Origin of the sequence: Bordetella genomosp. 5, assembly GCF_002261315.1 — a bacterium.
Classification (GTDB): domain Bacteria; phylum Pseudomonadota; class Gammaproteobacteria; order Burkholderiales; family Burkholderiaceae_B; genus Bordetella.
Genome location: NZ_NEVP01000002.1, coordinates 1 through 26,232 on the forward strand (window position 1 = coordinate 1; position 26,232 = coordinate 26,232).

Consider the following 26,232-nt stretch of genomic DNA (forward strand, 5'->3'; position numbering starts at 1 on the left):
CGGGCGCCGGTGCGCCGGGCGCCGACGCGCCGGGCGCCGGTGCGCCGATCGTGGTGCCGCCCGAGGCCGAGGCCGCGCCGGACGCTGCCGCCTCCGTTGCCGTGGCACCCGCGCCCGCCGCTGGCGCCGCGGCGTCCGCTACCGAGCGACCGCGCATTCCCGTGCGCAGCGGTCCGCCGCCCAAACCGGCGCCCGTCGAAGCCAGCTCGAAAGAGGCGGAGCCGACCCCGGCCGAGCGTGCCCGCGAGGTGGCGGCCCGCGCCGGCCGCGCCGACTTCGCCGAGCTCGAAGGTCTGGTGTCCGCCTGCACGGCCTGTGGTCTGTGCGAGGGCCGCAAGCACGCGGTGTTCGGCACCGGCGCTCAGCAGCAGGTGCGCTGGCTCGTGGTGGGCGAAGCCCCGGGCGAACAAGAAGATCGCCAGGGGCTGCCGTTCGTCGGCCGTTCGGGGCAATTGCTCGATGCGATGCTGGCGTCGGTGGGCATGAGCCGTGAGCAGGACGTGTTCATCGCCAACGTGATCAAGTGCCGTCCGCCCGGCAACCGCAATCCCAAGCCCGAAGAAGTGGCCGCCTGCAGTCCGTACCTGATGCGCCAGATCGCGCTGCTCAAGCCGGAGCGCATCCTGGTGCTGGGCCGCTTCGCCGCGCAGACCCTGCTCGGGACGGAAGCCACCATCGGCAGCCTGCGGGGCCGGGTTCATACCCTCAAGACCGACGAAGGCGTCGAGATCCCGCTGGTGGTGAGTTATCACCCCGCCTATCTGCTGCGCAGTCCGGTCGAGAAGGCGCGCGCTTGGCAGGATTTGCAGCTCGCGGTCCAGCCCTGAGGCAGGGCGGGGGCGGGTCGATGACTCCGGCCGCTCGCGCCTGACGGCCCGGCCGCCCCGGCCGCCTCGCCCGTTCGCGCCTGCCCCCCCGAGCGCCCCGGCGTGACCGCGGGACTGGCCTCGTGTCCGTATCGCGATCGCACGGGCCTGAATGACATTGGCGGCCCCGAGGGGGCGCCAATGCATTGATTCTGTTGAAGAAGTGGTGGCTTGCCTGGCGCTCAGTGCCGCACGGAATCGAGCGCCTGGCCGTGGCCTTCCTGGCCGATCTGCTCCTGCAGCTCGGGGTCGCGGGCCAGGTTGCGGCGGCTCCAGCGCATGAAAACCAGCATCAGCACGGTCACCAGCAGGCCGAACACGACGATCACGGCATTGATGGGCATGTTGAGCCAGAGCATCAGCGTGTACATCGCGACCATCAGCAGGATGTTGAGCTGCTCGTTGAAGTTCTGCACGGCGATGGAGTGTCCGGCGGACAGCAGCACATGGCCGCGATGCTGGAGCAGGGCATTCATGGGCACCACGAAGAAGCCGGCCAGGCCGCCCGTGATGAGCAGCAGCAGATAGACGCTCCAGGGCGAATAGACCAGCGGCATCAGCAGCACCACCAGGCCCATGCCCGCGCCCACCGGCAGCACGCTCAGCGCGCGGCGCAGCGGAATACGGCCGGCGAGAATCGAACCGATCACGGTGCCCAGCGCGGCCACGCCCATCAGGATGGAGGCCTGGTCGAGGCGATAGCCCAGGTGGCTGCGGCCCCACTCGATCACGATCAGTTGCAGCGTGGCGCCGGCACCCCAGAAAAGGGTGGTGACGGCCAGGGAAATCTGGCCCAGCTTGTCACGCCACAGCACCCGGACGTAGCCGCCGAACGTGCGGATCAGCTTGATGGGGTTTTTCTGTTGCGGCGGATAGCGCACGTGCGTGTTGGGGATCATCAGATTGCACAGCGCGGCCAGCAGGTAGACCACCGCGATCACCAGGATGGCCGCTTCGGCCGGCGTGTGCACCAGCGTGCCGATCGTCGGATGCGACAGCAGCAGCTGCGACACCTTGGGCGAAATCAGCGCGCCACCCAGCACCGTGCCGATGATGATGGACAGCACGGTCAGGCCTTCGATCCAGCTGTTGCCCTTGACCAGCATATGGGGCGGCAGCATCTCGGTGACGATGCCATATTTGGCCGGCGAGTAAGCGGCCGCGCCGATGCCGACGAGGGCGTAGGCGCCGACGACGAGGTAGATCTGGTATTCGTGGGGCACGCCGATGCTGGCGTACGAGAACATCAGCAGACAGCCGGCGACCTTGAGCGCGTTGGTGACGAACATCACCCGGCCCTTGGGGTAGGAATCCGCGAAGGCGCCGACGAAGGCCGCCAGCACCACGTAGGCGAGCGCGAATGACCATTTCATCATCGGCGCCATCCAGTCGGGTCCACTCAGTTCCAGTATCAACGCGATTGCTGCAATGAACAATGCGTTGTCTGCCATCGACGAGAAGGCCTGAGCGGCCATGACCAGATAAAACCCGCGTTTCAAGAATATCCCCGCTGGTGCCGGTGCCGGCGTTGTATGGATTTGGGACTGATCGCCAAATTTGTCAGGGAGTATAGCGTCCGCTCACGCCCGGTGGAGACGCAATGGCGCTCTCGAGCGCCGTTGGTCATGCCGCCGACGCGGCTGGGGTATCATACGACCCATATCCAGACCGGCCTTTCGAGGCCGGTTTGCCAATTTGCGCGGCAGGTCCGTTCAACGCCTCTTCGTTCAACCTACCCGGTCCGTCACCGTACTGTGCGCCTTACCCAGCTCAAACTCGCCGGCTTCAAGTCCTTCGTCGATCCTACCGTCATCCCCGTGCCCAGCCAGTTGGTGGGGGTCGTGGGGCCGAACGGTTGCGGCAAGTCGAACATCATCGACGCCGTACGCTGGGTGCTGGGCGAGGCCAAGGCCTCCGAGCTGCGCGGCGAATCCATGCAGGACGTCATCTTCAACGGCTCGGGCAACCGCAAGCCGGCGGCCCGGGCGTCGGTCGAGATGGTGTTCGACAACAGCGAAGGCCGGGCGGCCGGGCAGTGGAGCACCTACGCCGAAATCGCCGTGCGCCGCGTCCTGACGCGCGACGGCACCAGCAGCTACTACGTCAACAACCAGCAGGTGCGCCGGCGCGACATCCACGACATCTTCCTGGGCACCGGCCTGGGCGCGCGTGGCTACGCCATCATCGGCCAGGGCATGATCAACCGCCTGATCGAGGCGCGTCCCGAAGAGTTGCGGGTGTTCCTCGAAGAGGCGGCCGGGGTGTCGCGCTATAAAGAGCGCCGCCGCGAGACCGAAAACCGCCTGTCCGACACGCGCGAAAACCTCACCCGCGTCGAAGACATCCTGCGCGAGCTGAACAGCCAGCTCGAGAAGCTCGAGGCCCAGGCCGAAGTGGCGCGCCAGTACCGCGAGCTGCAGGCCGACGGCGAGAAAAAGCAATTCGCGCTGTGGTTCCTGAAAGAATCCGGCGCGCGCATCGAGCGCGACAAAAAAACCCAGGAGATGGCGCAGGCCCAGAACAATCTGGAAGCCGCCATCGCCGGTCTGCGTTCCGGTGAGGCAGCGCTCGAATCCCGGCGCCAGGCCCACTACGCCGCGAGCGACGCCGTGCATGCGGCCCAGGGCCAGCTCTACGAGGCCAACGCCCAGGTCAGCCGGCTGGAGGCCGAGATCCGCCACGTGGTGGACTCGCGCAACCGCCTGACCGCACGCCGCGAGCAGTTGCTGGCGCAGATCGACGAATGGAACGCGCAGCAGGAACACTGCACCGAACAGATCGCCCAGGCCGAGGACGACCTCGCCACCGGCGCCGCCCGCACCGAAGAGGCGCGCGCGGTGGCCGAAGAGGCGCAGGCCACGCTGCCCGCCATCGAGGCACGGGTGCGCGAGGCCGCCAGCGGCCGCGACGAGATGCGCGCCGCGCTGGCCCGCGTCGAACAAAACCTCGCGCTGGCCGCCCAGACCCAACGCGAGTCCGATCGCCAACTGCAGGTCCTGGAGCAGCGCCGCGAGCGCCTGCAGCAGGATCTGCGTGAACTGCACACGCCCGATCCGCAAAAGCTCGAAGAGCTGGCCGGCGCCCGCTATGCGGGCGAAGAGCAGCTCGAGACGGCTCAGGCCGAGCTCGCCGAGCTCGAAGGCCGTGTGCCCGAAGCCGACGCCGAGCGCAGCCGGGCCCAGTCGTCCGCTCAGCAGGACGCCCAGGCGCTCGCGCGCCTGGAAGCGCGGCTGGCGGCGCTGGTCAAGCTTCAGGAAGACGTCCAGAAGCAGGGCGCGCTCGAGCCCTGGCTCGCCAAGCACGAGCTCGCGGGCCTGGGCCGCCTGTGGCAGAAGCTGCACATCGAACCGGGCTGGGAGCCCGCGCTCGAGGCCGCGCTGCGCGAACGCATGGCGGCGCTCGAGGTTCGCAACCTCGACTGGGCGCGAGCCTTCGCCGACGACGCGCCGCCCGCGCGTCTGGCCTTCTACCAGACCCCGGCCGCGGGTCCGGCGCCGGCCGCGCCGGCGGGCCTGACCCCGCTGGCGAGCCTGCTGCGCATCACCGATCCCGATCTGCGCACGCTGCTCAACGACTGGCTGCGCGGCATCTATACCGCCACCGACGTGACCCAGGCGCTCAACGGGCGCTCGACGCTGCCCGAGGGCAGCGCCTATGTGGTGCGCGCGGGCCATCTGATCGACGCGCACAGCGTGCGCTTCTATGCGCCCGATTCCGAGCAGGCGGGCCTGTTGGCACGCCAACAGGAAATCGAAAACCTGCAGCGCGAGATCAAGGCCCAGCAGCTCATCGCCGATCAGGCGCTGGGCAACGTGGCGCGGGCCGAGGCCGCCTGGCAGCAGGTGAGCCAGGCGCTCGCGCCGGCGCGCCAGCGCGTCGCCGAGGTCACCCGCCGCGTGCACGACATCCAGCTCGAGCATTCCCGCCTGCAGCAGCAGGCCGAGCAGTCCGGTGAGCGCGCCACGCGGCTGCGCCAGGACCTCGAAGAGCTGGCCGTCCAGGAAGAAGACCTGCGCGCCACCCGCGAAGACGCCGAGGCGCGTTTCGAAACGCTCGACGCCGAGCTGGCCGAACATCAATCCCGCTTCGCCGACGCCGAAATCGACGGCGAAGGCCTGGCGGCGCAGGCCGAGGCGGCCCGCACCCGCCTGCGCGAGCTCGAACGCGCGGCGCAAGAGGCCGAGTTCGCCGAGCGCGGCGTGCAGGTGCGCATCACCGATCTGCAGCGCAACCGCCAGCTCGCCGCCGATCAAAGCCAGCGCGCCACCGTCGAGCTGCAGCAGCTCGAAGGCGAGCTCGTCGACCTCGATGCGTCCGCGACCCAGGCCGGCCTCCAGGACGCGCTCGAAGCGCGCGCCGAACGCGAGGAAGCCCTGACGCGCGCGCGCCAGGAGCTCGACAATCTGGCGGCGCTGCTGCGCGGCGCCGACGAAGACCGTCTGGCCCAAGAGCGCAACATCGAACCGCTGCGTGCCCGTATCACCGAGCTGCAGCTGCAGGAACAGGCCGCGCGCCTGGCCGAAGAGCAGTTCACCGAGCAACTGAACGCCCGCGAAGTCGATCGCGACACGCTTGCCCAGGAGCTCTCGACGCTGCCGGACGAATGGCGCCGCGCCAACTGGCTGCAGTCCGAGGTGGGCCGCATCTCGCGCCAGATCGACGCGCTGGGCTCGGTCAACCTGGCCGCGCTCGACGAGCTGAGCACCTCGCGCGAACGCAAGACCTTCCTCGATTCGCAGCAGGAAGACCTGCTCACCGCGATCGAGACGCTCGAAGACGCGATCCGCAAGATCGACCGCGAAACGCGCGAGCTGCTGCAGGAAACCTTCAATACCGTGAACGGCCACTTCGGCGAGCTGTTCCCGAAACTATTTGGCGGCGGCGAAGCCAAACTCACCATGACCGGCGACGAGATCCTCGACGCGGGCGTGCAGGTGATGGCTCAGCCGCCGGGCAAACGCAACAGCACGATTCATCTGCTGTCCGGTGGCGAAAAGGCGCTCACCGCGACCGCGCTGGTGTTCGCGCTGTTCAAGCTCAACCCGGCGCCGTTCTGCCTGCTCGACGAGGTGGACGCGCCGCTGGACGACGCCAATACCGAGCGTTATGCCAATCTGGTGCGCAACATGAGCGACCAGACGCAGTTCCTGTTCATCTCGCACAATAAGATCGCGATGCAGATGGCCAAGCAACTGGTGGGTGTGACGATGCAGGAGCAGGGCGTTTCGCGTATCGTTGCCGTAGACATCGATTCGGCCGTGCAGATGGCCGCCGAAGCCGCATAAACCGACTGAACGAAAGGCGCCCCAACCGGGCGTGGGATTGATACATGAGTGATTTGCAGATCGGGTTGATTGCCCTGGGCGTGCTGCTCATCCTGCTGGTGCTGGGATTCAACTGGTGGCAGGACCGCCGCGTGCGCCGCAAGATGCAGGTGCATTTTCCTTCGACCGAACAGGATCCGCTCCTGGGCGCGGGCGAAACGCCGCCGGCGCGCGCGCACGCCGCGCCCACGCCGGCGCAGCGCCGCGAGCCCGGCATGGGCGTCGGCGATAGCGCGTCCGCGGCGCCGGGCGGCATGCCCGCCGGCGCGGTGGCGGCGGGCGCCGTGCACGCCAGTGCCGCGCAGGCGGCCGCCGAGCCGGAGCGCGACGACGCGGAAGAACCCGATCCCGCCTGCGAAGTGGTCATCGAGATCCACTTCGCCGAACCCGTGCGCGGCGCCGATCTGCTGCCGTACACCCAGTCCTTGCGCCAGATCGGTCGCAAACCGGTGCGTGTCTTCGCCGGCACCGATCGCGGCCGCCATCGTGCCCGCATCCACGGCGACGAATCCTACGCCTCGCTGCAGCTGGCCGTGCTGCTCGCCAATCGCAGCGGCCCGCTGACCGCCATCGAGTGGTCGCAGGCCTGGGCGCGCGCCCAGGATCTGGCCGAACGCTTCGAGGCGACCATCGAGGGCCCCGATCAGCAACAGGTGGTCGAACAGGCCGGGCGCCTCGACGCCGCCTGCGCCGCGCTGGATACCCAGGTCGGCCTGACGCTGTTGCTCGGCACGGCCCAGCCGGCCGCCGAAGTCATGAACGTCGCGCGTGAGCTGGGCTTTGCCTCGGATGGCCCGCGCCTGGCGTGGCTGACCGATACCGGTGCCGTGCGCTTCACCCTCTCGCGTACCGACGGCGCGCCGTTCGACGCCGGCATGGGCGGCATCGAACGCCTCACGCTGCTGCTCGACGTGCCGTGCAGCCCCGCCGATCCGCGCGCCTTCGGCCGCATGGTCGACGTGGGCCGTGATCTGGCCGCGCGTCTGCGCGCAGAGCTGGTCGACGATTCCGGCCGCGGGCTGATCGAAGGGGCCGACAAGGTCATCGACGAACGCCTGCAGGTGCTGTTCGCGCAGCTCGACGAGGCCGGCCTGCCGGCCGGCAGCGAGCGCTCGCAACGGGTCTTTGCGTAATGAGCAAGGCGTCGTCCCCCCCGCCCGCCGAGGCGGCGGCGCGCCTGCGCGCCGAGATCGAACAGCACAACGTCCGTTATTACGTCCACGACGAGCCCTCGATCACCGACGCCGAGTACGACGCGCTGATGCGCGAGCTGCAGGCGCTCGAAGACGAGCACCCTGAGCTCGTCACGCCGGATTCGCCCACGCAGCGGGTCGGCGCCGCGCCGCTGGCCGAGTTCGGCAGTGTGCGTCATGCGGTGCCCATGCTCTCGCTGGGCAACGCCTTCGCCGAAGACGACGTCACCGATTTCGACAAACGCGTGAGCGACACGCTGCGTGGCGCGGGCCTGCTGGGTCCCGCCGAGGCGCCGCGCTATTTCTGTGAGCTCAAGCTCGACGGCCTGGCCATCAGCCTGCGCTACGAAGACGGCGTGCTGGTGCAGGCCGCGACGCGAGGCGACGGCCAGACCGGCGAAGACGTCACCGCCAACATCCGCACGATCAAGGCCATTCCGCTCAAGCTGAAGGGCGACGTGCCGCGCGTGCTCGAGGTGCGGGGCGAGGTCTTGATGAATCGCGCCGAGTTCGAAAAGCTCAACACCCGGCAGGCGGCGCGCGGCGAGAAGGTCTTCGTGAATCCGCGCAACGCCGCGGCCGGCAGTCTGCGTCAGCTCGATCCGCGCATCACCGCACAGCGGCCGCTGCGCTTCTTCGCCTACAGCTGGGGCGAGGTCCAGGGCCTGGCCCGTACCACCAGCGATCGGTTCGACGAGCCGGTGCCGGGGGCGGCGCGCGAGGTGTCGACGCTGCCGCACGATACCCACGGCGAGATGCTGGACTGGCTGGCGAGCCTGGGGCTGCCCGTCAACGTCAGGTACAACCACAAGGCCGAGGGCGCCGCGGGCCTGATGGCGTTCTACGAACGCATCGGCGCGCTGCGCGCCGATCTGCCCTACGACATCGACGGGGTGGTCTACAAGGTCGATTCGCTGCCGGCCCAGCGCGTGCTCGGCTTCGTCTCGCGCGCGCCTCGCTGGGCGCTGGCGCACAAGTTTCCGGCCGAAGAGGCCACCACCGAGTTGCTCGACATCGAGGTGCAGGTGGGACGCACGGGCGCCATCACGCCGGTCGCCCGGCTCAAGCCCGTGTTCGTCGGCGGCGTCACGGTCACCAACGCCACGCTGCACAACGAAGACGAGATTCGCCGCAAGGACGTGCGCATCGGCGATACGGTCGTCGTGCGGCGTGCCGGTGATGTGATTCCCGAAGTGGTCGGTCCTGTCCTCGAAAAACGTCCCGAAGGCGCGGCGCTTTTCGTGATGCCCAAAGCCTGTCCCGTCTGCGGCTCGGCCATCGAGAAGCTCGAGGACGAGGCCATCGCGCGTTGCACAGGCGGGCTGTTCTGCGGCGCGCAGCGCAAGCAGACCCTGCTGCACGCCGCGGGGCGCAAGGCGCTCGACATCGAAGGGCTGGGCGAGAAGGTCGTCGATCAGCTCGTGGACAACGGCTGGGTCAAGTCGCTTGCCGACCTGTACGGCCTGAATGCCATCAAGCTCGCGACCCTGGACCGCATGGGCCAGAAGTCCGCCGAGAATCTGGTGGCGGCCATCCAGGCCGCGCGCAAGCCGGCGCTCGGCCGCCTGCTGTTCGCGCTGGGCATCCGGCACGTGGGCGAGACCACGGCGCGCGATATCGCGCGGCATTTCGGCGATATCCAACGCATCATGGATGCCGACGAAGAGGCCTTGCTGGCCGTGCCGGACGTCGGCCCGGTCGTGGCGGGTTCGATCCATCGTTTCTTTGCCGAGCCGCACAATCGCGAGATCATCGCGGCGCTGGCCGAGAAGGGCGTGCATCCCGAGGCGGAGGCGGCCCCCGAAGGCACCGAGCTCGCGGGCAAGACCTTCGTCCTGACCGGCACCATGCCGACCTGGACGCGCGAGGAGGCCACGCGTCACATCCAGGCGGCGGGTGGCAAGGTGAGCGGTTCGGTGTCCAAGAAAACGGCCTATGTCGTGGCCGGCGACGACGCGGGCAGCAAGCTCACCAAGGCCCAGGAGCTGGGCGTGGCGATCCTCGATGAAGACGGCTTGAAGGCGCTGCTGGGGATGGCCTGATGCATCCGTGATCGGCGGGCCGGGGTGGCTCCGCCGCTGTCACTGCCGCTGAGACATCGGCGCCCGAACATGCCGCGTCCGCACAAACAAAAACGCCCGCGATCCGAAGATCGCGGGCGTTTTTGCGTGAGGGCGAGGGGCTTACTGCACCTTGGCCTTTTCACGCAGTTCTTTCTGGTAGTTGGCCAGGGTTTGCTGGCGCAGCATCTCTTCGATCTGCGGGCGCACCTGATCCATCGGCGGGAACTCGACCGGGCGGGTATCTTCGACCTGGATGACGTGCCAGCCGAACTGGGTTTGCACCGGCTTGTCGACCAGTTGGCCCTTCTTCAGCTTGGTGACCGCTTCGGCGAAGGGGGCAACGTAGTTGGTGGGAGGTGCCCAACCCAGATCGCCGCCGCGCTCGGCGCTGCCGGGATCCTTGGAGTTTTTCTTGGCCAGATCTTCGAACTTGCCCTTCTTGCTCTTGAGCTGAGCCAGCAGGTCGTTGGCGGTCTTTTCGTCTTCGACCAGGATGTGGCGAACCTTGTATTCGTTCTTGCCGGCCTGCTCTTTCTTGACGTTGTCGTACTCGGCCTTGACCTGGGCATCCGTGACCGGGTGCTTTGCCAGGTAGTCGGCCATCAGGGCGCGAACCAGGATGCCCTGACGAGCGAGTTCGATCTCGGTCTTGACGTCGGACTTCTTGGCGATGCCTTGCTGTTCGGCGGCCTGGACGAATACCTGGCGGTTGATCATCTCTTGCTTGACCTGCTCGCGCAGCTGGGGCGAGTCGGTGGCACCCTGGCTCACCAGCAGCTTGACGAATTCGTCGAGGTTTTCCTGCGGGATGGCCTTGCCGTTGACCGTGGCCACGTTTTGGGCAAAAGCGGGCACGGCGATGACGCAGGCCGCGGCCAGCATGACGATGCGTTTCATGTATTTCCTTTGGGGTTTACTTGGAAGAGGGTGCCTGGGCATCGAGTGCCAGCGCATGTATGGGAAAGGGCATGAGATCTTGCAGACGATCATACACCAGCCGATGGCGCGCCACGGGGCGCAAACCGGTGAACTGGTCGGACACGATGACGACGCGATAATGGGCCGCGCCGCCCTTCGCGCCGGCATGACCGGCGTGCAGGTGCGACTCGTCTTCGATGTCCAGCCGCAACGGCGCCAGCGGCGCGAGGCGGGCCCGGATGATCTCGAGTCGGTCGAGCGGATCCAGCGGATCGAGCGGGGTCTGGGAGGTATCGGAGGTCATGGAATCAGCGCGGCTTGTCGTTGTCGATGGCCGGCGTCTGGCCGGCGGTTTCGGCGGGCTCGACCAGGTGCCGGCCGAGCCAGAACGATTGGCCCACGACGAACAGCAAGGTCATGATGAGCAGGCCGAACGCCTTGAAGCTCACCCACTGCTCTTCGGTGAACGCGCCCGAGAAGGCGACGTACAGGTTGAGCGCGCCGGCGACCGCGAAGAACGCCGCCCACATCAGATTGAGCTTGTCCCAGACGTGCGCGGACTTGAGCGTGATCTGCTTGCCCATGAACTTCTCGAGCAGGTTGCGCTTGAGCACGTAACGCGAAAAGAGCAGGGCGCCGCCGAACAGCCAGTACAGGACCGTGGGCTTCCATTTGATGAAGGTGTCGCTGTGCAGATAGATGGTCAGGCCGCCGAAGACCGCGATCACGATCAGGCTCACCCAGTTCATCGCGTCGATCGGCTTGCCGCGGATCTTCAGCCACGCGATCTGCAGCACCGAGGCCGCGATCGCGACCTTGGTGGCGAAATAGATGTCGGCATACCGGTACGCAATGAAGAACAGCAGCAGCGGAAACAGGTCGAACAAAAACTTCTTCATTCGTCGCCCTGCGGTTCGAATTTGAGCGAGACCGAGTTGATGCAGTAGCGCAGGCCGGTGGGTTCGGGGCCGTCGGGGAACACATGGCCGAGGTGCGAGTCGCAGATGTTGCACAGCACTTCGGTGCGCACCATGCCGTGCGTCGTGTCGGTTTCTTCGCGCACGCGGGCGGGGTCGATCGGCTCGAAGTAGCTGGGCCAGCCACAGCCGGCGTCGAACTTCGTGTCGGAGGCGAACAGCGGCGTGCCACAGCCGACACAGCGATAGATGCCGGGGGTGAAGGTGTCCCAGTAGCGGCCGGTGAAGGCGCGTTCGGTGCCTTTTTCGCGGGCCACCGCGAATTCCATCGGCGTGAGCTGGACGCGCCATTCGGCGTCGGTTTTGCGGACTTTATCCATAGCTTCTTAGAGTGTCCCCTGTCGATTTGGTTCGATCCGCCGGGGCGCGCCCGTTCGGATTCGCGAGGGCCTCATCTTAATCGAGATTGAGCGGGCGTCTGAGCACTAGCCCTGGTGCTAACCGGGGTTTCCCCTTAGAGACGTCTTCTGGCGTTACGGTAAGAATTCGCCATTATCGAATGCATTTGCTTGACGGCTGCATCAAAGTGTTAGGGTAGATACTGGGTGAGAGGAGCGCCGTCAATTTGATACTCTTTTAACCCTATAATTCTTTTTTCTGTATAACTTTAAACAGGCTCGCACTCCATCCCCGGAGTTCACACAAGAGCCAACACAGGAGACAAAAATCATGCGCAAGCAATTCGGCTTGTCCGCGGTCGCGGCCGCTCTCGCCCTGGGTCTGTCGTTCGGCGCCCAGGCGCAGGTCAAGGTCGGCGTGACGGTTTCGTCCACCGGCCCGGCTGCCTCGCTCGGTATCCCCGAGCGCAACACCGTGGCACTGCTGCCCAAGGAAGTCGCCGGCCAGAAGATCGACTGGATCGTGCTCGACGACGCCACCGACACCACGCAAGCCGTCAAGAATTCGCGCAAGCTCGTTTCCGATGACAAGGTCGATGTGCTGATCGGCACCTCGGTCACCCCCGGTTCGCTCGCCATGGTCGACGTGGCCGCCGAAGCCAAGGTGCCGATGATCAGCGTGGCCGCCAGCGCCAAGATCGTCGAGCCCGTCGACGAGAAGCGCCGCTGGGTCTTCAAGACGCCGCAAAACGACGCGCTGATGGCCGGCGCGCTGGCCGACGCCATGGTCAAGGCCAACATCAAGACCCTGGGCTTCATCGGCTTTGCCGACGCCTACGGCGATGGCTGGCTCGCGGTGATGCAAGCCGCCGCCGAGAAGGCCGGCATCAAGGTCACCGCCGTCGAGAAGTACGGCCGCACCGACACCAGCGTGACCGGTCAGGTCCTGAAGCTGGTGGGCGCAAAGCCCGACGCCATCCTGATCGCGGGCGCCGGCACGCCGTCGGCCCTGCCGCAGAAGGAACTGCGCGCCCGCAACTACCCGGGCCAGATCTACCAGACGCACGGCGCCGCCAACAACGACGTGCTGCGCGTGTGCGGCAAGGATTGCGACGGCATGCTGCTGCCGGCCGGTCCGCTGCTGGTCGCCGCGCAACTGCCCGACAGCAACCCGGTCAAGAAGTCGGCACTCGCCTACGTCGAAACCTACGAAAAGGCGCACGGCGCCGGCTCGACCAACACGTTCGGCGGCCACATGTGGGATGCCGGCCAACTGGTCGTGGCTGCGCTGCCGGTCGCGCTCAAGTCGGGCGCCAAGCCCGGCACGCCCGAGTTCCGCGCCGCCATGCGTGACGCCCTCGAAGGCGTGAAGGACCTCGCCGTGTCGCAGGGCGTGTTCAACATGAGCCCCACCGACCACGCCGGTTTCGATCAGCGCTCGCGCGTGATCGTGAAGGTCGAGGGCGGCAAGTGGGTGTACCAGCCCGGTCTCTGATCGTCAGGCATTGCGGGACGCGCGGTGCCGTAGCGACGCTTTGATGGCGTAGTATCGCGCTTCCCTGTAGCACCTCGCGCCGGCCTCTCGGGGCCGGTGCGTCGTATTGCCGTGTCCTGGACGGGGTCGGGACACCAAGAACCATAAGGTAGTTGTTCGATGGATTCCACAATTGCGCTGATTCTGCTGCAAGACGGCATCGTCAACGGCGCCATCTATGCCTTGCTGGGCATGGCCTTGGTGCTGGTTTTCGCCGTTACGCGCGTCATCTTCATTCCACAAGGCGAGTTCGTTGCATTCGGCGCGCTGACGCTCGCGATGCTGGTCGACGGCCGCGTGCCGGGCACGGTCTATCTGCTGCCGCTGCTGGGCCTCGTGGTGTTGCTGCTGGAGCTGGTGCGCGGACTGCGCACGGGCATCTGGTCCGGGCTGCCCAAGGTGCTCGCCACCTGTGTCGCGCTGCCGCTCGTGCTGTTGTGGATCACGACTTCGTATGCCGGTCAGGGCACGTCGCTGTGGCTCAACATGCTGCTGACGCTGCTGCTGGTCATCCCGATGGGGCCGATGGTGTATCGCATCGTCTATCAGCCGCTGGCCGAGGCCACCGTGCTGGTGCTGCTCATCGTGTCGGTCGCCGTGCACTTCGCCCTCATGGGCCTCGCGCTGGTGTTCTTCGGCGCCGAAGGCTGGCGCACGCCGGCCTTCGTGGGCGGTCAGATCGATCTGGGCTTTGCCACGTGGTCGGGCCAGAGCCTGTTCGTGGTCGGGACCTGCGCGCTGCTGATCGTGGCGCTGTGGCTGTTCTTCGGCAAGACGCTGTATGGCCGGGCGCTGCGCGCCACCGCCGTCAATCGCCGCGGCGCTCGCCTGGTGGGCATCAGCACCACCATGTCGGGCAGCCTGACCTTCACGCTCGCGGTCGCCATCGGCGCGATGTCGGGCATGTTGATCGCGCCCATCACCACTGTGTACTACGACACGGGCTTCCTGATCGGTCTGAAGGGCTTCGTGGGCGCCATCATCGGCGGTCTCGCGAGCTACCCGGTCGCCGCCGCGGGTGCGCTGCTGGTGGGTGTGCTCGAAGCCTTCTCGTCGTTCTGGGCCAGTGCCTACAAAGAAGTGATCGTGTTCACGCTGATCATTCCCGTGCTCGTGTGGCGTTCGTTCTCCCACCGTCATGTGGACGATGAGGAGTGAGCATCATGAATATGAATCGAATTCTGCCTCTCGTCTTTATCGTCGTGCTCGCGGCGCTGCCCCTGGTGGGCGCGACTCCCGAGTTCTGGATCACCCAGCTCAATTACATCGGTCTGGCCAGCCTCGTGGCGCTCGGTCTGGTGCTGCTCACCGGCGTGGGCGGACTCACCTCGTTCGGGCAGGCCGCCTTCGTGGGCCTGGGCGCCTACACCACGGCCTATCTCACCACGCAATACGGCGCGTCGCCATGGCTCGCGCTGGTGGTGGGCCTGCTCATCACCGCGGGCGTGGCGTTCTTCCTCGGGCTTATCACGCTGCGTCTCTCGGGGCACTATCTGCCGCTGGGCACGATCGCGTGGGGCCTGTCGCTGTATTACCTGTTCGGCAATCTGGATTTCCTCGGCAAGCATGACGGCATCGCCGGCATCGAGCCGATCAGCGTGTTCGGATTCTCGCTGGCCAGCGGACGCCATATCTATTTCCTGATCTGGATCTTCGTGCTGCTGGCCTTGTGGGCCACGCACAACCTGCTGGATTCGCGGCCCGGCCGTGCGATCCGCGCGCTCAAGAGCGGCGCCGGCATGGCCGAGTCGATGGGCGTGAACACGGGTAGCTACAAGATCATCATCTTCGTGTGGGCGGCGATCCTGGCCTGCGTGTCGGGCTGGCTCTACGCGCACATGCAGCGCGCGGTCAGCCCCAGCCCGTTCGGCCTGAACTACGGTATCGAATACCTGTTCATGGCGGTGGTGGGCGGCGCGAGCCACGTCTGGGGCGCCTTGCTCGGTTCGGCCGTGATCCTGGGTCTCAAGGATCAGCTGCAGAACCTGCTCCCGCTTGTGATCGATACCAACACCAACGTCGAACTCGTTGTGTTCGGCGTGCTGATGATCCTGATGCTGCAATACGCCAGCAACGGGCTCTGGCCCATCCTGGCCGGCTGGTGGTCGCGCCTGACCGGCACCGCCGGCTCGCGCCGCAGCCTGGCGCCGCCGCCCGAGGCGCCGGCGCTGCCGCAGCGCACGCGTCCTGCGGCGGGTGAGCTGGTGCTCGAGGTCGACGCGATTCGCAAGGAGTTCGGCGGTCTGGTCGCGGTGAACGACATCACGTTCAAGGTCCGCGCAGGCGAGATCATGGGTCTCATCGGCCCCAACGGCGCCGGCAAGAGCACGACCTTCAACCTCATCAGCGGTGTGCTGCCCGTGACGCGCGGCCAGGTCCGCTTCCTGGGCGAACGCACCGACGGCCGCTCCGCGCGGGCCATCGCGCAGATGGGCGTGGGCCGCACCTTCCAGCACGTGCAGCTGCTGCCGACCATGTCGGTGCTCGAAAACGTGGCGCTGGGCGCGCACATGCGCTCCGACGTGGGCGTGCTGTCCGGCGCGCTGCACAGCGACCGTGCCCGCGAGGCCCAGCTGCTGCACGAGGCCGCGCGCCAGCTGCAGCGCGTGGGACTGGGCGATTATCTCTACGAACAGGCCGGCAATCTGGCGCTGGGCCAGCAACGCATCCTGGAGATCGCGCGCGCGCTGGCCTGCGATCCGGTGCTGCTGTTGCTCGACGAGCCGGCGGCGGGGCTGCGCTACAAAGAAAAGCAGGAACTGGCACAGGTGCTGGAGCAATTGCGCGCCGAAGGGCTGAGCATCCTGCTGGTGGAACACGATATGGATTTTGTGATGCGTTTGACCAATCACCTGGTCGTGATGGATTTCGGCACCAAGCTGGCCGAAGGCGTGCCGGCCGAAGTGCAGCAGAACCCGGCCGTGCTCGAGGCCTATCTCGGCGGCATCGACGACGATCTGCCCGAGGCCGATCAGGGCAAGCCCGTGGCCGCCGGAGGTGTGCAATGAGCCAGGCGCCCGTTCTCGAAGTCCGCGATCTGTCGGCCCGCTACGGCAAGGTGGGGGCGCTCACCGGCGCCGCACTGACCGTGCCGGCCGGCAGCATCGTGACGGTCATCGGCGCCAATGGCGCCGGCAAGTCCACCATGCTCAATGCGGTGATGGGTTCGCTGCCCCAGACGGGCCATGCCGCCGGTCAGGTGCAATATGCGGGCAACGACGTCTCCGGCTGGCAGGTCGAGCGTCGCGTGGCCGCGGGCATGTCGCTCGTGCCCGAACGGCGCGAGCTGTTCGGCAGCATGTCGGTCGAAGACAACCTGCTGCTCGGTGGCTTTCGCCGCTACCGCGCACGCGAAAGCGGCTGGCGCACCACGCTCGACGAAGTGTTCGATCTGTTTCCGCGGCTGCGCGAGCGGCGCGCGCAACAGGCCGGCACCTTGTCCGGCGGCGAGCGCCAGATGCTGGCCGTGGGGCGCGCGCTCATGGCCAAGCCCACGTTGCTGATGCTGGACGAGCCCAGCCTCGGTCTGGCCCCGCGCATCGTGCGCGAGATCTTCCACATCATCGCGCGCCTGCGCGAGACCGGCGTGGCCATCCTGCTGGTCGAGCAGAATGCGCGCGCGGCCTTGCAGGTGGCCGATTATGGCTACGTGCTCGAGACCGGCGAGATCATTCTGCACGGACCGGCGCGCGAGCTCGCCGGCAATCCGCGCGTGATCGAGAGCTATCTCGGCCTGGGCAAGCACCAGGAAGGCTGAGGCGGGCCGCGGCGCGCTCGAGGCCGGCAAGAAAAAAGGCGAGGATTCGTATCCTCGCCTTTTTTTATGCCTGCTGCGTCACGATGGGGCCGCCCATCGCCGGATCGGAGGTCGAGGGGGCGCCCGTCTCCATGCGCCCGGCGAAGCGCCGGCCCCATTCGGGGCGGTCGACGGCGCTGATGCGCAGGTCGTACCAATGGCCCTGCGCCTTCAGATCGATGGTGATCTCGAGGCGGCTCTGGCCGGCCACCAGCTCGTTGCGCGGCGCCTGCGCGCCATAAACGCTGTCGTCGATCAGGAAGGTATTCGGCACCGTGCCGGGATTGTGCAGCGTGAGCGAGAGCGTGCCCGCCTGCGGTTGATAGCGCAGGCTGACCTCGGGCTGGGCGGGATCCGCGCGGCCACGAAACTGGCGGTGATAACCGTTGGGGCCCAGCAGCCAGAGATCGTAGAGGCCGGCGTCGTCGTTCGTGAGCCATTGGTCGCGAAGCCGCTTGCCGGCCTCGACGGTGTAGCGGCGCGGCACGCGGTCGAGATGCAGACGGTCGTAGACGTGGAATACGGCGCCGGCCGTACCCCGGTTCACGAACGACAGCTCCAGCGTGTCGGCCAGGGCCTGGCCGTGCGTCTCGAGCACGTAGGGCAGCGCGCGCGACGGACGCGTTCCCGCCGGCTGCTCGGCGGGAACGACGTCGAGCGGGCGCAGCGGCAGCGTCGTGCCGGGCAGGCCGGCGGCGCGCGCCGCCTGCAACGTGGTCTCGGGCAGGGTGTCGACCGTGGGGATCGGCGCCTGCGCAAAGTCGAAGGCCGAGGTGAGATCGCCGCACACGGCGCGGCGCCAGGGCGAGATGTTGGACTCGACCACGCCGAAGCGCTGTTCGAGAAAGCGCAGGATCGAGGTGTGATCGAAGACCTGCGAGTTGACCCAGCCGCCGCGCGTCCAGGGCGAGATGATGTACATGGGCACGCGCTGGCCCAGACCGTATGCGCCTTGCAGGTATTGCGGCAGGTCGTCGCTCTCGTCGTGGCGCAGCACGCGGTGGTACTCGTCATGCGTGTCGACGGTGGAGCCGCCGGCCAGCACGGCGTTCGCGCCTTCGCCTTCGTACGAGGGCGGCGCCGGCGGGGGCATGTGGTCGAAGAAGCCGTCGTTCTCGTCGAACATCAGCAGCAGGACCGTCTTGCTCCACACGGCGGGATTGGCCGTGAGCGCCTGCAGCACGCGGGCGGTGTAGTCGGCCCCCTGGGCCGGGCTGGACGGACTCGGGTGCTCGGAGCCCGCCTTGGTCGCGCAGATCCACGACACCTGGGGCAGGCGATCCTTTTCCACGTCTTCGCGCAGCCGGGCCAGGCTGTAGGTGGTGAGCGCGTCGCGCGCGAGCTCGGCACGGGCGCCGGCCTCGCCGCGGTGGGCGGCGCGGTACTGGCGGAAGCCGGCCAGGGGATTGAGGGAGTAGTTGTCCTTCATGTCCTGGTAGATGCGCCAGCTCACGCCCGCCGCGCTCAGGCGCTCCGGGTAGGTCGTCCAGGTATAGCCGCCCGCCGGATCGCCGCCCTTGAGCTTGTTATAGGCATTGCCGACCGCGGGGCCATTGCTGCGGCCGTGCGGGTCGTTGGTGCCGGTCCAGGCGAACAGGCGGTTGGTGTTGGTGCCGCCGGTAAACGAGCAGTGATAGGCGTCGCAGATCGTGAAGGCGCGCGCCAGGGCGTATTGGAACGGGATGTCCTGTTCCGTGAAGTACGCCATCGAATGCTCGCGCTTGGCCACGGGCCAGCGGTTCAGCCGGCCCTTGTCCCACGCGTCCTGCGCGTTCGACCAGGTGTGCGGCGTGCCCGCCACGCGCATCAGCTCGAACATGGACTGCGTGTCCAGCGGGAAGGGCGGGACGACGCGCGGGTTCTCCGGATCGATGTCGTTGAGCTGGTGCCACACCGTGGCGCCGCTCAGCCCCGCCTGGTCCTGCACCGGAATCGGAAAGCGATCGCCGAAGCCACGTACGCCTGAGAGCGCGCCGAAGTAATGATCGAACGAGCGGTTCTCCTGCATGAAGATCACGACGTGCTCGACGTCGCGCAGCGTGCCGGTGCGGCGATCCGGGGCGATGGCGAGCGCGTCGCGGATGACCGCGGGGAGAAGCGCGAAGGCGCCGCCGGTCAGGGCGGCACCTCGCAGGAAGTCACGGCGAGTGCTCATGGTGTCGGCAGGCGGGAGGGGGCGGCGCGGGTAGGGAAGGGGAGCGGGACGCAGCGAGGGCGGTTCACTGCGCCCCGAAGGGCGTGGCTGGGCGGATCGCTCAGCGCTTGCCGGTCTGTTCAGCGTATTCCATGTACAGGCGGTGCGCGCGCTGCGCGAACGGGCCATACGGCAGGGCTCGGTCTTCGACGCGGTTCACGTGCACCACCTTGCCGTAGTTGCCGGTGGAGAACACTTCGTCGGCCTGCTCGACGTCGGCGCGCGTGATCGAGCGCTCCTCGACCTCGACACCATCGGCGCGCAGCAGACCCAGCACGCGCTTGCGCGTGATGCCGTTCAGGAAGGTGCCGTTATCGATCGGCGTGACGACCTTGCCGTCTTTGGCGAGCCAGAAGTTGCTGGACGCGAACTCGGCCACATGGCCGGCGCCGTCGAGCATGATGGCGTTGTCGAAGCCCTTGGCGGCGGCTTCGGTGATGGCGCGCTGGCCATTCGGATACAGGCACGAGGCCTTGGCGTCGGTGGGCGCCATGTTGGGCCAGGACCGCACATAGCTCGAGAAACACGCCGAGAAGCCTTGCGTGCCGGGCATCGGCACCTTGAAGACGTGCAGCACGAACTGCGTCTTGTCGGCGTCGGGCAGGAGGAAGCCGTCGGCGCAATAGAACATGGGCTTGATGTACAGCTCGGAGCCCGCCGGGAAGCGCGAGACGGCCTCCAGGCACAGGGCCTGGATCTCGTCGGCCGAGAGTTGCGGCTTCATCAGCATTTTTTCGGCCGAGCGCACGACGCGCTGGCAGTGCAGGTCGAGATCGGGCGTCAGGCCGCGAAACGCGCGCGCACCGTCGAAAACCATGCTGGCCATCCAGAACGCGTGATCGGCGGGGCCGAGCAGCTTGGGGTTCTCGGTGGTCCACTGGCCATCGTGCCAGAAGAGGGCATCCATGTGACTTCCTTTGTTTGATCGCCAGGGCGCGCGGCGGCGCGGTGGCAGATGAGGCGCGCCAGGGCGCCGTAATCATCGGGGGCGCGCTGCCGCGCCGGGATAGGGGTCCCCGGTCCGTCGAGCCGGCTTCCCGGAGGAAGGCGCGGCGCGGGCCGGGAACGGGTTTATTGCTTGTCGAGGGCCGCCTGTACGCGCGTGGCGACGTCGGCCGGCACCCAGCCGCGCCAGACCGTGCCGTACTGCCGCAGGAAATACTGCGCCGCCTCTTCGGGCTCCTTGCCTTCGTTTTCGAGCCAGCCCAGGGTCGCGTCGATGGCCTCGTCGGGCACGCTCAGCTTGGTGAAGAACGCGGCCAGTTGCGGCGCCTGTTTGGCGAAGTCGGCATTCAGCCCCGTCACCACCGGGTTAGGCTTGAATTCGGTGGCGACCGGGTTGGCGCATTTCGGGTCGGTCATGCAGGTGTAGGCCTGCTGATCGAAGGCCGGCAGCTCCAGCTTGACCAGATCGAGCGCGCCGACTAGCGCGGTCGGGGTCCAGTAGTAAAAGACGATGTCACGCTTGCGCTTGTAGGCCGACACGATGGCCGCCTTTTGCGCGGCACCCGAGCCGGGCGCGAACATCGTGTAGTCCTTCTCGAGCTTGAGCGCGCGCAGCAGGTTGTCGTTCAGCGTGCCGCAGGCCCAGCCGGCGGGGCAGCCATAGATGCGGCCGCGGTTGGGCTCTTCGGGGTCGGCGAAGACCTCCTTGAAGCGCGCCAGGTCCGCCGCCTGCTTGAGTTCGGGGTGACGCTCCACGGTGTAGCGCGGCACGTACCAGCCTTCACCGGCGTCGTACACATGGCCCACGCCGATCACGCGGCCGCTGTCGGTCGCCTTCTTCCAGGCGCTTTCGATCTGGCCGGGCCAGACCTCGGGGGTGACATCCACGTCGCCCCGCTGCAGCGCGGCCAGCATGGGCAGCGTTTCGCCGATCTCGACCGAGGTCTTGCAGCCATAGCCGTGTTCGACCACGAAGCGCTCGATGCCGGCCAGGACCAGATTCGACTCCCAGTTCAGACCGCTGAAGCGGACCGGGCGGTCGATCTCGCAGGTGGGGGCCGCTTGCGCCGCCGGAGCGGCCAGGGCGCAGGCCAATGCCAGGGCACCGAGGACGGGGACGTACAGTTTTTTGCGCACAGTCGTTACCTGCCGAATGGGATGTCGTCATTGTAAGACGGCGCGGGGCTGTTACGAATCCGCTGCCGTCAAATTTGGCGGCGGATCGGGCCGGTTTCATGCAAACGGGGCAGCCTGTGGCTGCCCCGCGGGGTGTTGCATGTCATGCCGATCGGCGCGGCCCTGGCCGCGGGCCGGCTCAGGCGCGCGCGGCGCGGCGGCGTTCGATAAGCGCGCCGATCTCGCCGACGATGCCGCGGCGGAACGCCAGCACGCACACGACGAAGATCAGGCCGATCACGATCGTGACCGATTCGCCCAGGCGCTGGAACCATTCGACGCCGGTCACGCTGCTCAGGAACTGGCCGAAGTCGCCGACCTTGTTCTCGAGCAGCACCACGATGAAGGCGCCGAGGATTGGGCCGGTGAGCGTGCCCAGGCCGCCGATCAGCGTCATGAGAATCACCAGGCCGGACATCTGCCAGGTGGCGTCGGACAGCGTGGCCGACACGAACACCAGCGTCTTGGTCGCGCCCGCCAGACCGGCGATGCCCGCCGACAACACGAAGGCGAGCAGCTTGAAGCGATCGACGTCATAGCCCAGCGACACCGCGCGCGGTTCGTTTTCGCGGATCGCCTGCAGCACCTGGCCGAACGGCGAGTGCACCGTGCGCCAGATGATGAAGAAGCCGATCACGAAGATCGCCATCACGAGGTAGTAGAGGTTCAGGTCCTTGGACAGATCGATGAAGCCCAGCAGGGTGCCGCGCGGCACGCCTTGCAGGCCGTCTTCGCCGCCCGTGAATCGCGCCTGCAGAAAGAAGAAGTACACCATCTGCGCCAGCGCCAGCGTGATCATCGCGAAGTAGATGCCGCTGCGGCGGATCGCGATGGCGCCCATCAGCAGGCCGAGCGCGCCCGCCACCACCATGCCGAACAGCAGGCCCAGCTCGGTCGGCCAGCCCCATACCTTGAGCGCGTGGCCGGCGGCGTAGGCCGCGCTGCCCAGGAAGGCAGCGTGACCGAACGACAGCAGGCCGGTGTAGCCCAGCAGCAGGTTGAAGGCGCATGCGAACAAGGCGTAGCACATGACCTTCATGGCGAAGATCGGATAGACGCCGGCAAACGGCAGAGCGGCGACCACGACGGCCAATACGACATAGCCCAGCAGTTGACGATTCATTTTTCTTTTCCGAACAGCCCGGCCGGACGCAGCAGGAGCACGATGGCCATGATGATGAACACGACGGTGTTGGAGGCCTCGGGCCAGAACACCTTGGTGAGGCCCTCGATCACGCCCAGGCCCAGCCCGGTGACGATGGCGCCCATGATCGAGCCCATGCCGCCGATCACGACCACGGCGAACACCACGATGATGAGGTTGGACCCCATCAGCGGCGAGATCTGCAACACCGGCGCGGCGAGCACGCCGGCAAAGCCGGCCAGCGCGACACCGAAACCGTAGGTCAGCGTGATCATGCGCGGCACGTTCACGCCGAACGCTTCGACCAGACGCGGGTTCTCGGTGCCTGCGCGCAGCAGCGCGCCCAGCCGTGTGCGCTCGATCACATACCAGGTGGCCAGACAGACCACGATACTGGCCGCCACCACCCAGCCCCGGTAATTGGGCAGGATCATGAAGCCGAGATTGGTGGCGCCGCGCAGGGCCTCGGGCGTGGGATAGGGCTGGCCCGACACGCCGAAGAAGCTGCGGAACACGCCTTCCATGAGCAGCGTGAGACCGAAGGTGAGCAGCAGACCGTAGAGGTGGTCGAGCTTGTACAGGTGGCGCAGCAGCAGCCGTTCGATCACGATGCCGAACAGGCCGACCAGCAGGGGCGCCAGGATCAGCATGACCCAGTAGTTCAGCCCGAGGTAGTTCAACCCCATCCAGGCGAGGAACGCGCCCAGCATGTACAACGCGCCGTGCGCGAAATTGATGACGTTGAGCAGGCCGAAAATCACCGCCAGCCCCAGGGACAGCATGGCGTAGAACGAACCGTTGACGAGACCGAGCAGCAGTTGCCCTAGCAATGCCTGTATCGGGATGCCGAAGATATCAGTCATCTTGAAGAAGTCCTGCGGAACACGGAAGCAGACGTGGCGGACGGCGCGTCCGGATCCGGACGCGCCGCGACGGACTTGCGGGTATTACTTCTTGACCAGCTTGCAGGTGGACTCGGAGAGCTTGGTGTAGACCTCGTCGCCGGGCAGCGTTGCCACGACCTTGTAGTAGTCCCACGGGCCCTTCGACTCGGCCGGCGTCTTGACCTGCATCAGGTACATGTCGTGCACCATGCGGCCGTCTTCGCGCACGTAGCCACCCTGAGCGAAGAAGTCGTTGATCTTGTTCGACTTCATCCACTTCATCATGGCGTCGCCGTCATCGGTGCCGGTGGCCTTCACGCCACTCAGATAGAACGCCACCGAGGAGTAGTCGCCGGCCTGCAGCATGGAGGGCTTGCGGCCGACCTTGGCTTCGAACTTCTTGGACCAGGCGCGCGAAGCGTCGGATTGATCCCAGTACCAGCCATCGGTGAGGTACATGCCCTTCGTGGCTTCGAGACCGAGCGAGTGGATGTCGTTGATGAAGACCAGCAAGCCAGCCATTTTCATGCTGCTGGTGACGCCGAATTCGTTGGCGGCCTTGATCGAGTTGATGGTGTCGCCGCCCGCGTTGGCCAGGCCAAGGATCTGCGCCTTGGAGGCCTGAGCCTGCAGCAGGAACGAGGAGAAGTCGGCCGCGCCCAGCGGTGCGCGGACCTGGCCCTTCACTTCGCCGCCCGAGGTCTTGACGACGTTGGCCGTATCGCGCTCCAGCGCATGGCCGAAGGCGTAGTCGGCGGTCAGGAAGAACCAGCTCTTGCCACCGTCTTTCACCACGGCGGAGCCGGTGCCGCGCGCGAGCGCGACGGTGTCGTAGGCATAGTGCACGGTATAGGGCGAGCACTGCGCGTTGGTCAGGTCGGAGGCGCCGGCGCCGATCGCGATGAAGGGCTTTTTCTTTTCGGCGGCCACGGCGGCCATCGCGAGGCTGGTGGCGGAGTTGGTGCCGCCGATCAGCACGTCGATCTTTTGCTGGTCGAACCATTCGCGCGCGCGTGCGGAGGCGACGTCGGCCTTGTTCTGGTGATCGGCCGAAACCAGCTCGATCTTCTTGCCGTTGATATTGCCGCCCGCGTCTTCGATGGCCATGCGGATCGCTTCGACGCCGGCCTTGCCGTCGATGTCGGAGTAGACCCCGGACATGTCGGTGATGAAGCCGATGCGGACGACGTCGTCCGAGATGCCTTGCGCGTGGGCGGGTAGCCCGGCAAATCCCAGGCCGGCCACGGCCAGTGCAGCAGTGATGTGGTGCAACTTCATGGGATGACTCCTCTTCCTGTGTGGAATGCCGGCGGCGCCGGCGGGTGACAGGCTTTTTTTAGACGCCCAGCAATTCGTTGAGCGTGTCCTGCTTCTGTGCGAGCTCGGCGGCGCCGAAGGTCTCGACGATCTGTCCGTGCTCCATCACGTAGAAACGATCGGCCAGCGGCGCGGCGAAGCGGAAGTTCTGTTCGACCATCACGATGGTGTAGCCGCGCGCCTTGAGGGCCGTGATCATGCGGCCCAGCGCCTGAACGATCACCGGCGCGAGGCCTTCGGAGATCTCGTCGAGCAGCAGCAGGTTGGCGCCGGTACGCAGGATGCGCGCCACCGCCAGCATCTGCTGCTCGCCGCCCGAGAGCCGGGTGCCGGGCGAATTGCGGCGCTCGTGCAGATTGGGAAACATGTCGTAGATCTCGGCCAGCGACATGCCGCCGCCGAGCGCGCCGCCGACCGGGGGCGGCAGCAGCAGGTTTTCTTCGCACGACAGGCTGGCGAAGATGCCGCGTTCTTCGGGGCAGTAGCCCACGCCGAGATGCGCGATGCGGAAGGTGGGCAGCTCGATGGCTTCGGTGCCGTGAATACGCACCGACCCCTTGCGGCTGCCCGTGAGGCCGAGGATGGCGCGCAGGGTCGTGGTACGACCCGCGCCGTTGCGACCGAGCAGGGTCACGACTTCGCCTTGCGCCACCTGCATGTTGACGCCATGCAGGATGTGCGATTCCCCGTACCAGGCCTGCAGGCCCGAGATTTCAAGCGCGGGGGTGCTCATGCATGTGCTCCTTGGAGTTCGCCGTCGGTCGTGCCCATGTAGGCCTCCATCACCGCGGGATGGCGCGAGACCTCCGCGTAGGGGCCTTCGGCCAGGACCGCGCCGCGCGCCAGCACCGTGATGGTGTCGGCGATCGACGAGACGACATTCATGTTGTGCTCGACCATGAGGATGGTGCGGCCGCTGCTCACGCGCTTGATGAGCTGCGTGACCCGGTCGACGTCTTCGTGGCCCATGCCCTGCGTGGGCTCGTCGAGCAGCATCAGCTCGGGCTCCATCGCCAGCGTGGTCGCGATCTCAAGCGCGCGCTTGCGGCCGTAGGGCAGGTTGACCGTGAGCTCGTTGGCAAAGCCGCCCAGATCGACTTGCTCGAGCAGATCGAGCGCGGGCCGGTTGAGTCGTTCCAGGCCCTTCTCGCTGCGCCAGAAGTGAAACGACATGCCGGTCTTGCGCTGCAATCCGATGCGCACGTTCTCGAGCACGGTCAGGTGCGGGAAGACGGCGGAAATCTGGAACGAACGGATCACGCCGCGGCGCGCGATCTGTGCGGGCCGTTCGCGAGTGATGTCTTTGCCGTTGAAAGTGATCGTGCCCGAGCTGGGCGCGAGGAACTTGGTCAGCAGGTTGAAGCACGTGGTCTTGCCGGCACCATTGGGGCCGATCAATGCATGAATGCTGCCACGCTTGACGCGCAGATTGACCCCATTGACGGCCACAAAGCCGCGGAACTCCTTGGTCAACCCTTTTGTCTCCAGGATCGTATCGTCCATGACGCTGCACCCGCGCTTTTTCTAAGAGTTGCGGCGAGTATGCGCACCTGCCCCCCAAAA

At 66.8% G+C, this 26,232-nt stretch carries 21 protein-coding genes; 8 read left to right on the forward strand and 13 right to left on the reverse strand.

All coding sequences use genetic code 11. From position 1 onward, the window contains the following. Window positions 1-47 precede the first annotated feature (47 nt). Window positions 48-827 (forward strand): uracil-DNA glycosylase, encoded by a 780-nt coding sequence (locus tag CAL25_RS04505; RefSeq protein ID WP_349290545.1) that lies wholly within the window; start codon window positions 48-50, stop codon window positions 825-827. Between the two features lie 221 nt (window positions 828-1,048). Here the strand turns inward: CAL25_RS04505 and lplT are convergent, their stop codons facing one another. After that, window positions 1,049-2,365, reverse strand: a complete 1,317-nt coding sequence (lplT, locus tag CAL25_RS04510; protein WP_094798763.1) for a lysophospholipid transporter LplT — start codon at window positions 2,363-2,365, stop codon at window positions 1,049-1,051. A gap of 255 nt (window positions 2,366-2,620) precedes the next feature. On the opposite strand from lplT, the gene smc reads away from it, so the two are divergent. Genes smc through ligA form a run of 3 tightly spaced genes read left to right on the forward strand, consistent with a single transcriptional unit; the run spans window position 2,621 to window position 9,425 of the window. After that, window positions 2,621-6,151, forward strand: coding sequence for a chromosome segregation protein SMC (gene smc / locus CAL25_RS04515; RefSeq protein ID WP_094798764.1), 3,531 nt, complete (start codon window positions 2,621-2,623; stop codon window positions 6,149-6,151). 44 nt (window positions 6,152-6,195) lie between these two features. After that, entirely contained in the window at window positions 6,196-7,323 is a 1,128-nt protein-coding gene (locus tag CAL25_RS04520) for a cell division protein ZipA C-terminal FtsZ-binding domain-containing protein (protein WP_094798765.1), read from the forward strand. Beyond that, the gene (ligA, locus tag CAL25_RS04525) at window positions 7,323-9,425 is read left to right on the forward strand and encodes an NAD-dependent DNA ligase LigA (RefSeq protein WP_094798766.1); all 2,103 of its coding nucleotides are present in this window, start codon (window positions 7,323-7,325) and stop codon (window positions 9,423-9,425) included. Before CAL25_RS04520 ends, ligA begins: the two co-directional genes overlap by 1 nt. Before the next feature lie 141 nt (window positions 9,426-9,566). Here ligA and CAL25_RS04530 read toward each other — a convergent pair whose 3' ends face one another. The 4 genes from CAL25_RS04530 to msrB are packed head-to-tail and all read right to left on the reverse strand — an operon-like array spanning window position 9,567 to window position 11,661. Further along, window positions 9,567-10,343, reverse strand: coding sequence for a peptidylprolyl isomerase (locus CAL25_RS04530; RefSeq protein ID WP_094798767.1), 777 nt, complete (start codon window positions 10,341-10,343; stop codon window positions 9,567-9,569). A 16-nt stretch (window positions 10,344-10,359) separates the two neighbouring features. Continuing rightward, window positions 10,360-10,668: a BolA family protein gene (locus tag CAL25_RS04535; RefSeq protein WP_094798768.1), complete on the reverse strand. Its 309-nt coding sequence runs from the start codon at window positions 10,666-10,668 to the stop codon at window positions 10,360-10,362. Between the two features lie 4 nt (window positions 10,669-10,672). After that, window positions 10,673-11,263, reverse strand: a complete 591-nt coding sequence (locus CAL25_RS04540; RefSeq protein WP_094798769.1) for a septation protein A — start codon at window positions 11,261-11,263, stop codon at window positions 10,673-10,675. Continuing rightward, entirely contained in the window at window positions 11,260-11,661 is a 402-nt protein-coding gene (msrB, locus tag CAL25_RS04545) for a peptide-methionine (R)-S-oxide reductase MsrB (protein WP_094798770.1), read from the reverse strand. Before msrB ends, CAL25_RS04540 begins: the two co-directional genes overlap by 4 nt. 349 nt (window positions 11,662-12,010) lie before the next feature. Between msrB and CAL25_RS04550 the strand changes: the two genes are divergently transcribed. The 4 genes from CAL25_RS04550 (at window position 12,011) to CAL25_RS04565 (ending at window position 16,970) form a co-directional block, all read left to right on the forward strand. Then, window positions 12,011-13,174: an ABC transporter substrate-binding protein gene (locus CAL25_RS04550; protein WP_094798771.1), complete on the forward strand. Its 1,164-nt coding sequence runs from the start codon at window positions 12,011-12,013 to the stop codon at window positions 13,172-13,174. A 159-nt stretch (window positions 13,175-13,333) separates the two neighbouring features. After that, window positions 13,334-14,371: a branched-chain amino acid ABC transporter permease gene (locus CAL25_RS04555; RefSeq protein WP_094798772.1), complete on the forward strand. Its 1,038-nt coding sequence runs from the start codon at window positions 13,334-13,336 to the stop codon at window positions 14,369-14,371. 11 nt (window positions 14,372-14,382) lie between these two features. Further along, window positions 14,383-16,221, forward strand: coding sequence for a branched-chain amino acid ABC transporter ATP-binding protein/permease (locus CAL25_RS04560; RefSeq protein WP_094798891.1), 1,839 nt, complete (start codon window positions 14,383-14,385; stop codon window positions 16,219-16,221). Next, window positions 16,218-16,970 carry an ABC transporter ATP-binding protein gene (locus CAL25_RS04565; protein WP_094798773.1) on the forward strand — a complete coding sequence of 251 codons (753 nt, stop codon included), beginning with the start codon at window positions 16,218-16,220 and terminating at the stop codon, window positions 16,968-16,970. The genes CAL25_RS04560 and CAL25_RS04565 overlap by 4 nt, the downstream gene beginning before the upstream one ends. A gap of 64 nt (window positions 16,971-17,034) precedes the next feature. Here the strand turns inward: CAL25_RS04565 and CAL25_RS04570 are convergent, their stop codons facing one another. From CAL25_RS04570 to CAL25_RS04605, 8 genes are all read right to left on the reverse strand, one after another. Further along, on the reverse strand, window positions 17,035-19,164 hold the full coding sequence (locus CAL25_RS04570; protein ID WP_094798774.1) for a phosphocholine-specific phospholipase C: 2,130 nt from the start codon (window positions 19,162-19,164) through the stop codon (window positions 17,035-17,037). Between the two features lie 100 nt (window positions 19,165-19,264). Next, window positions 19,265-20,110, reverse strand: coding sequence for a branched-chain amino acid aminotransferase (locus CAL25_RS04575; protein WP_094798775.1), 846 nt, complete (start codon window positions 20,108-20,110; stop codon window positions 19,265-19,267). Between the two features lie 164 nt (window positions 20,111-20,274). After that, window positions 20,275-21,285, reverse strand: a complete 1,011-nt coding sequence (locus tag CAL25_RS04580; protein ID WP_432759225.1) for an ABC transporter substrate-binding protein — start codon at window positions 21,283-21,285, stop codon at window positions 20,275-20,277. A 178-nt stretch (window positions 21,286-21,463) separates the two neighbouring features. Further along, window positions 21,464-22,447 (reverse strand): branched-chain amino acid ABC transporter permease, encoded by a 984-nt coding sequence (locus CAL25_RS04585; RefSeq protein WP_094798776.1) that lies wholly within the window; start codon window positions 22,445-22,447, stop codon window positions 21,464-21,466. Continuing rightward, window positions 22,444-23,331, reverse strand: a complete 888-nt coding sequence (locus CAL25_RS04590; protein WP_094798777.1) for a branched-chain amino acid ABC transporter permease — start codon at window positions 23,329-23,331, stop codon at window positions 22,444-22,446. Before CAL25_RS04590 ends, CAL25_RS04585 begins: the two co-directional genes overlap by 4 nt. 84 nt (window positions 23,332-23,415) lie before the next feature. Continuing rightward, window positions 23,416-24,630 carry an ABC transporter substrate-binding protein gene (locus tag CAL25_RS04595; protein WP_094798778.1) on the reverse strand — a complete coding sequence of 405 codons (1,215 nt, stop codon included), beginning with the start codon at window positions 24,628-24,630 and terminating at the stop codon, window positions 23,416-23,418. Window positions 24,631-24,688: 58 nt separating this feature from the next. Then, window positions 24,689-25,402, reverse strand: coding sequence for an ABC transporter ATP-binding protein (locus CAL25_RS04600; RefSeq protein WP_094798779.1), 714 nt, complete (start codon window positions 25,400-25,402; stop codon window positions 24,689-24,691). After that, window positions 25,399-26,172, reverse strand: a complete 774-nt coding sequence (locus tag CAL25_RS04605) for an ABC transporter ATP-binding protein (RefSeq protein WP_094798780.1) — start codon at window positions 26,170-26,172, stop codon at window positions 25,399-25,401. The genes CAL25_RS04600 and CAL25_RS04605 overlap by 4 nt, the downstream gene beginning before the upstream one ends. Between the last annotated feature and the right edge of the window lie 60 nt (window positions 26,173-26,232).

What these genes read in the sequence shown, in the direction of transcription:
- CAL25_RS04560 (WP_094798891.1), top strand. Translation starts at nt 14,383, where the DNA reads ATGAATCGAATTCTGCCTCTCGTCTTTATCGTCGTGCTCGCGGCGCTG.
- CAL25_RS04575 (WP_094798775.1), bottom strand. Translation starts at nt 20,110, where the DNA reads ATGGATGCCCTCTTCTGGCACGATGGCCAGTGGACCACCGAGAACCCC.
- CAL25_RS04595 (WP_094798778.1), bottom strand. Translation starts at nt 24,630, where the DNA reads ATGAAGTTGCACCACATCACTGCTGCACTGGCCGTGGCCGGCCTGGGA.
- ligA (WP_094798766.1), top strand. Translation starts at nt 7,323, where the DNA reads ATGAGCAAGGCGTCGTCCCCCCCGCCCGCCGAGGCGGCGGCGCGCCTG.
- CAL25_RS04585 (WP_094798776.1), bottom strand. Translation starts at nt 22,447, where the DNA reads ATGAATCGTCAACTGCTGGGCTATGTCGTATTGGCCGTCGTGGTCGCC.
- CAL25_RS04590 (WP_094798777.1), bottom strand. Translation starts at nt 23,331, where the DNA reads ATGACTGATATCTTCGGCATCCCGATACAGGCATTGCTAGGGCAACTG.
- CAL25_RS04555 (WP_094798772.1), top strand. Translation starts at nt 13,334, where the DNA reads ATGGATTCCACAATTGCGCTGATTCTGCTGCAAGACGGCATCGTCAAC.
- CAL25_RS04530 (WP_094798767.1), bottom strand. Translation starts at nt 10,343, where the DNA reads ATGAAACGCATCGTCATGCTGGCCGCGGCCTGCGTCATCGCCGTGCCC.
- CAL25_RS04520 (WP_094798765.1), top strand. Translation starts at nt 6,196, where the DNA reads ATGAGTGATTTGCAGATCGGGTTGATTGCCCTGGGCGTGCTGCTCATC.
- CAL25_RS04605 (WP_094798780.1), bottom strand. Translation starts at nt 26,172, where the DNA reads ATGGACGATACGATCCTGGAGACAAAAGGGTTGACCAAGGAGTTCCGC.
- CAL25_RS04540 (WP_094798769.1), bottom strand. Translation starts at nt 11,263, where the DNA reads ATGAAGAAGTTTTTGTTCGACCTGTTTCCGCTGCTGCTGTTCTTCATT.
- CAL25_RS04550 (WP_094798771.1), top strand. Translation starts at nt 12,011, where the DNA reads ATGCGCAAGCAATTCGGCTTGTCCGCGGTCGCGGCCGCTCTCGCCCTG.
- CAL25_RS04570 (WP_094798774.1), bottom strand. Translation starts at nt 19,164, where the DNA reads ATGAGCACTCGCCGTGACTTCCTGCGAGGTGCCGCCCTGACCGGCGGC.
- msrB (WP_094798770.1), bottom strand. Translation starts at nt 11,661, where the DNA reads ATGGATAAAGTCCGCAAAACCGACGCCGAATGGCGCGTCCAGCTCACG.
- CAL25_RS04600 (WP_094798779.1), bottom strand. Translation starts at nt 25,402, where the DNA reads ATGAGCACCCCCGCGCTTGAAATCTCGGGCCTGCAGGCCTGGTACGGG.
- CAL25_RS04535 (WP_094798768.1), bottom strand. Translation starts at nt 10,668, where the DNA reads ATGACCTCCGATACCTCCCAGACCCCGCTCGATCCGCTGGATCCGCTC.
- CAL25_RS04565 (WP_094798773.1), top strand. Translation starts at nt 16,218, where the DNA reads ATGAGCCAGGCGCCCGTTCTCGAAGTCCGCGATCTGTCGGCCCGCTAC.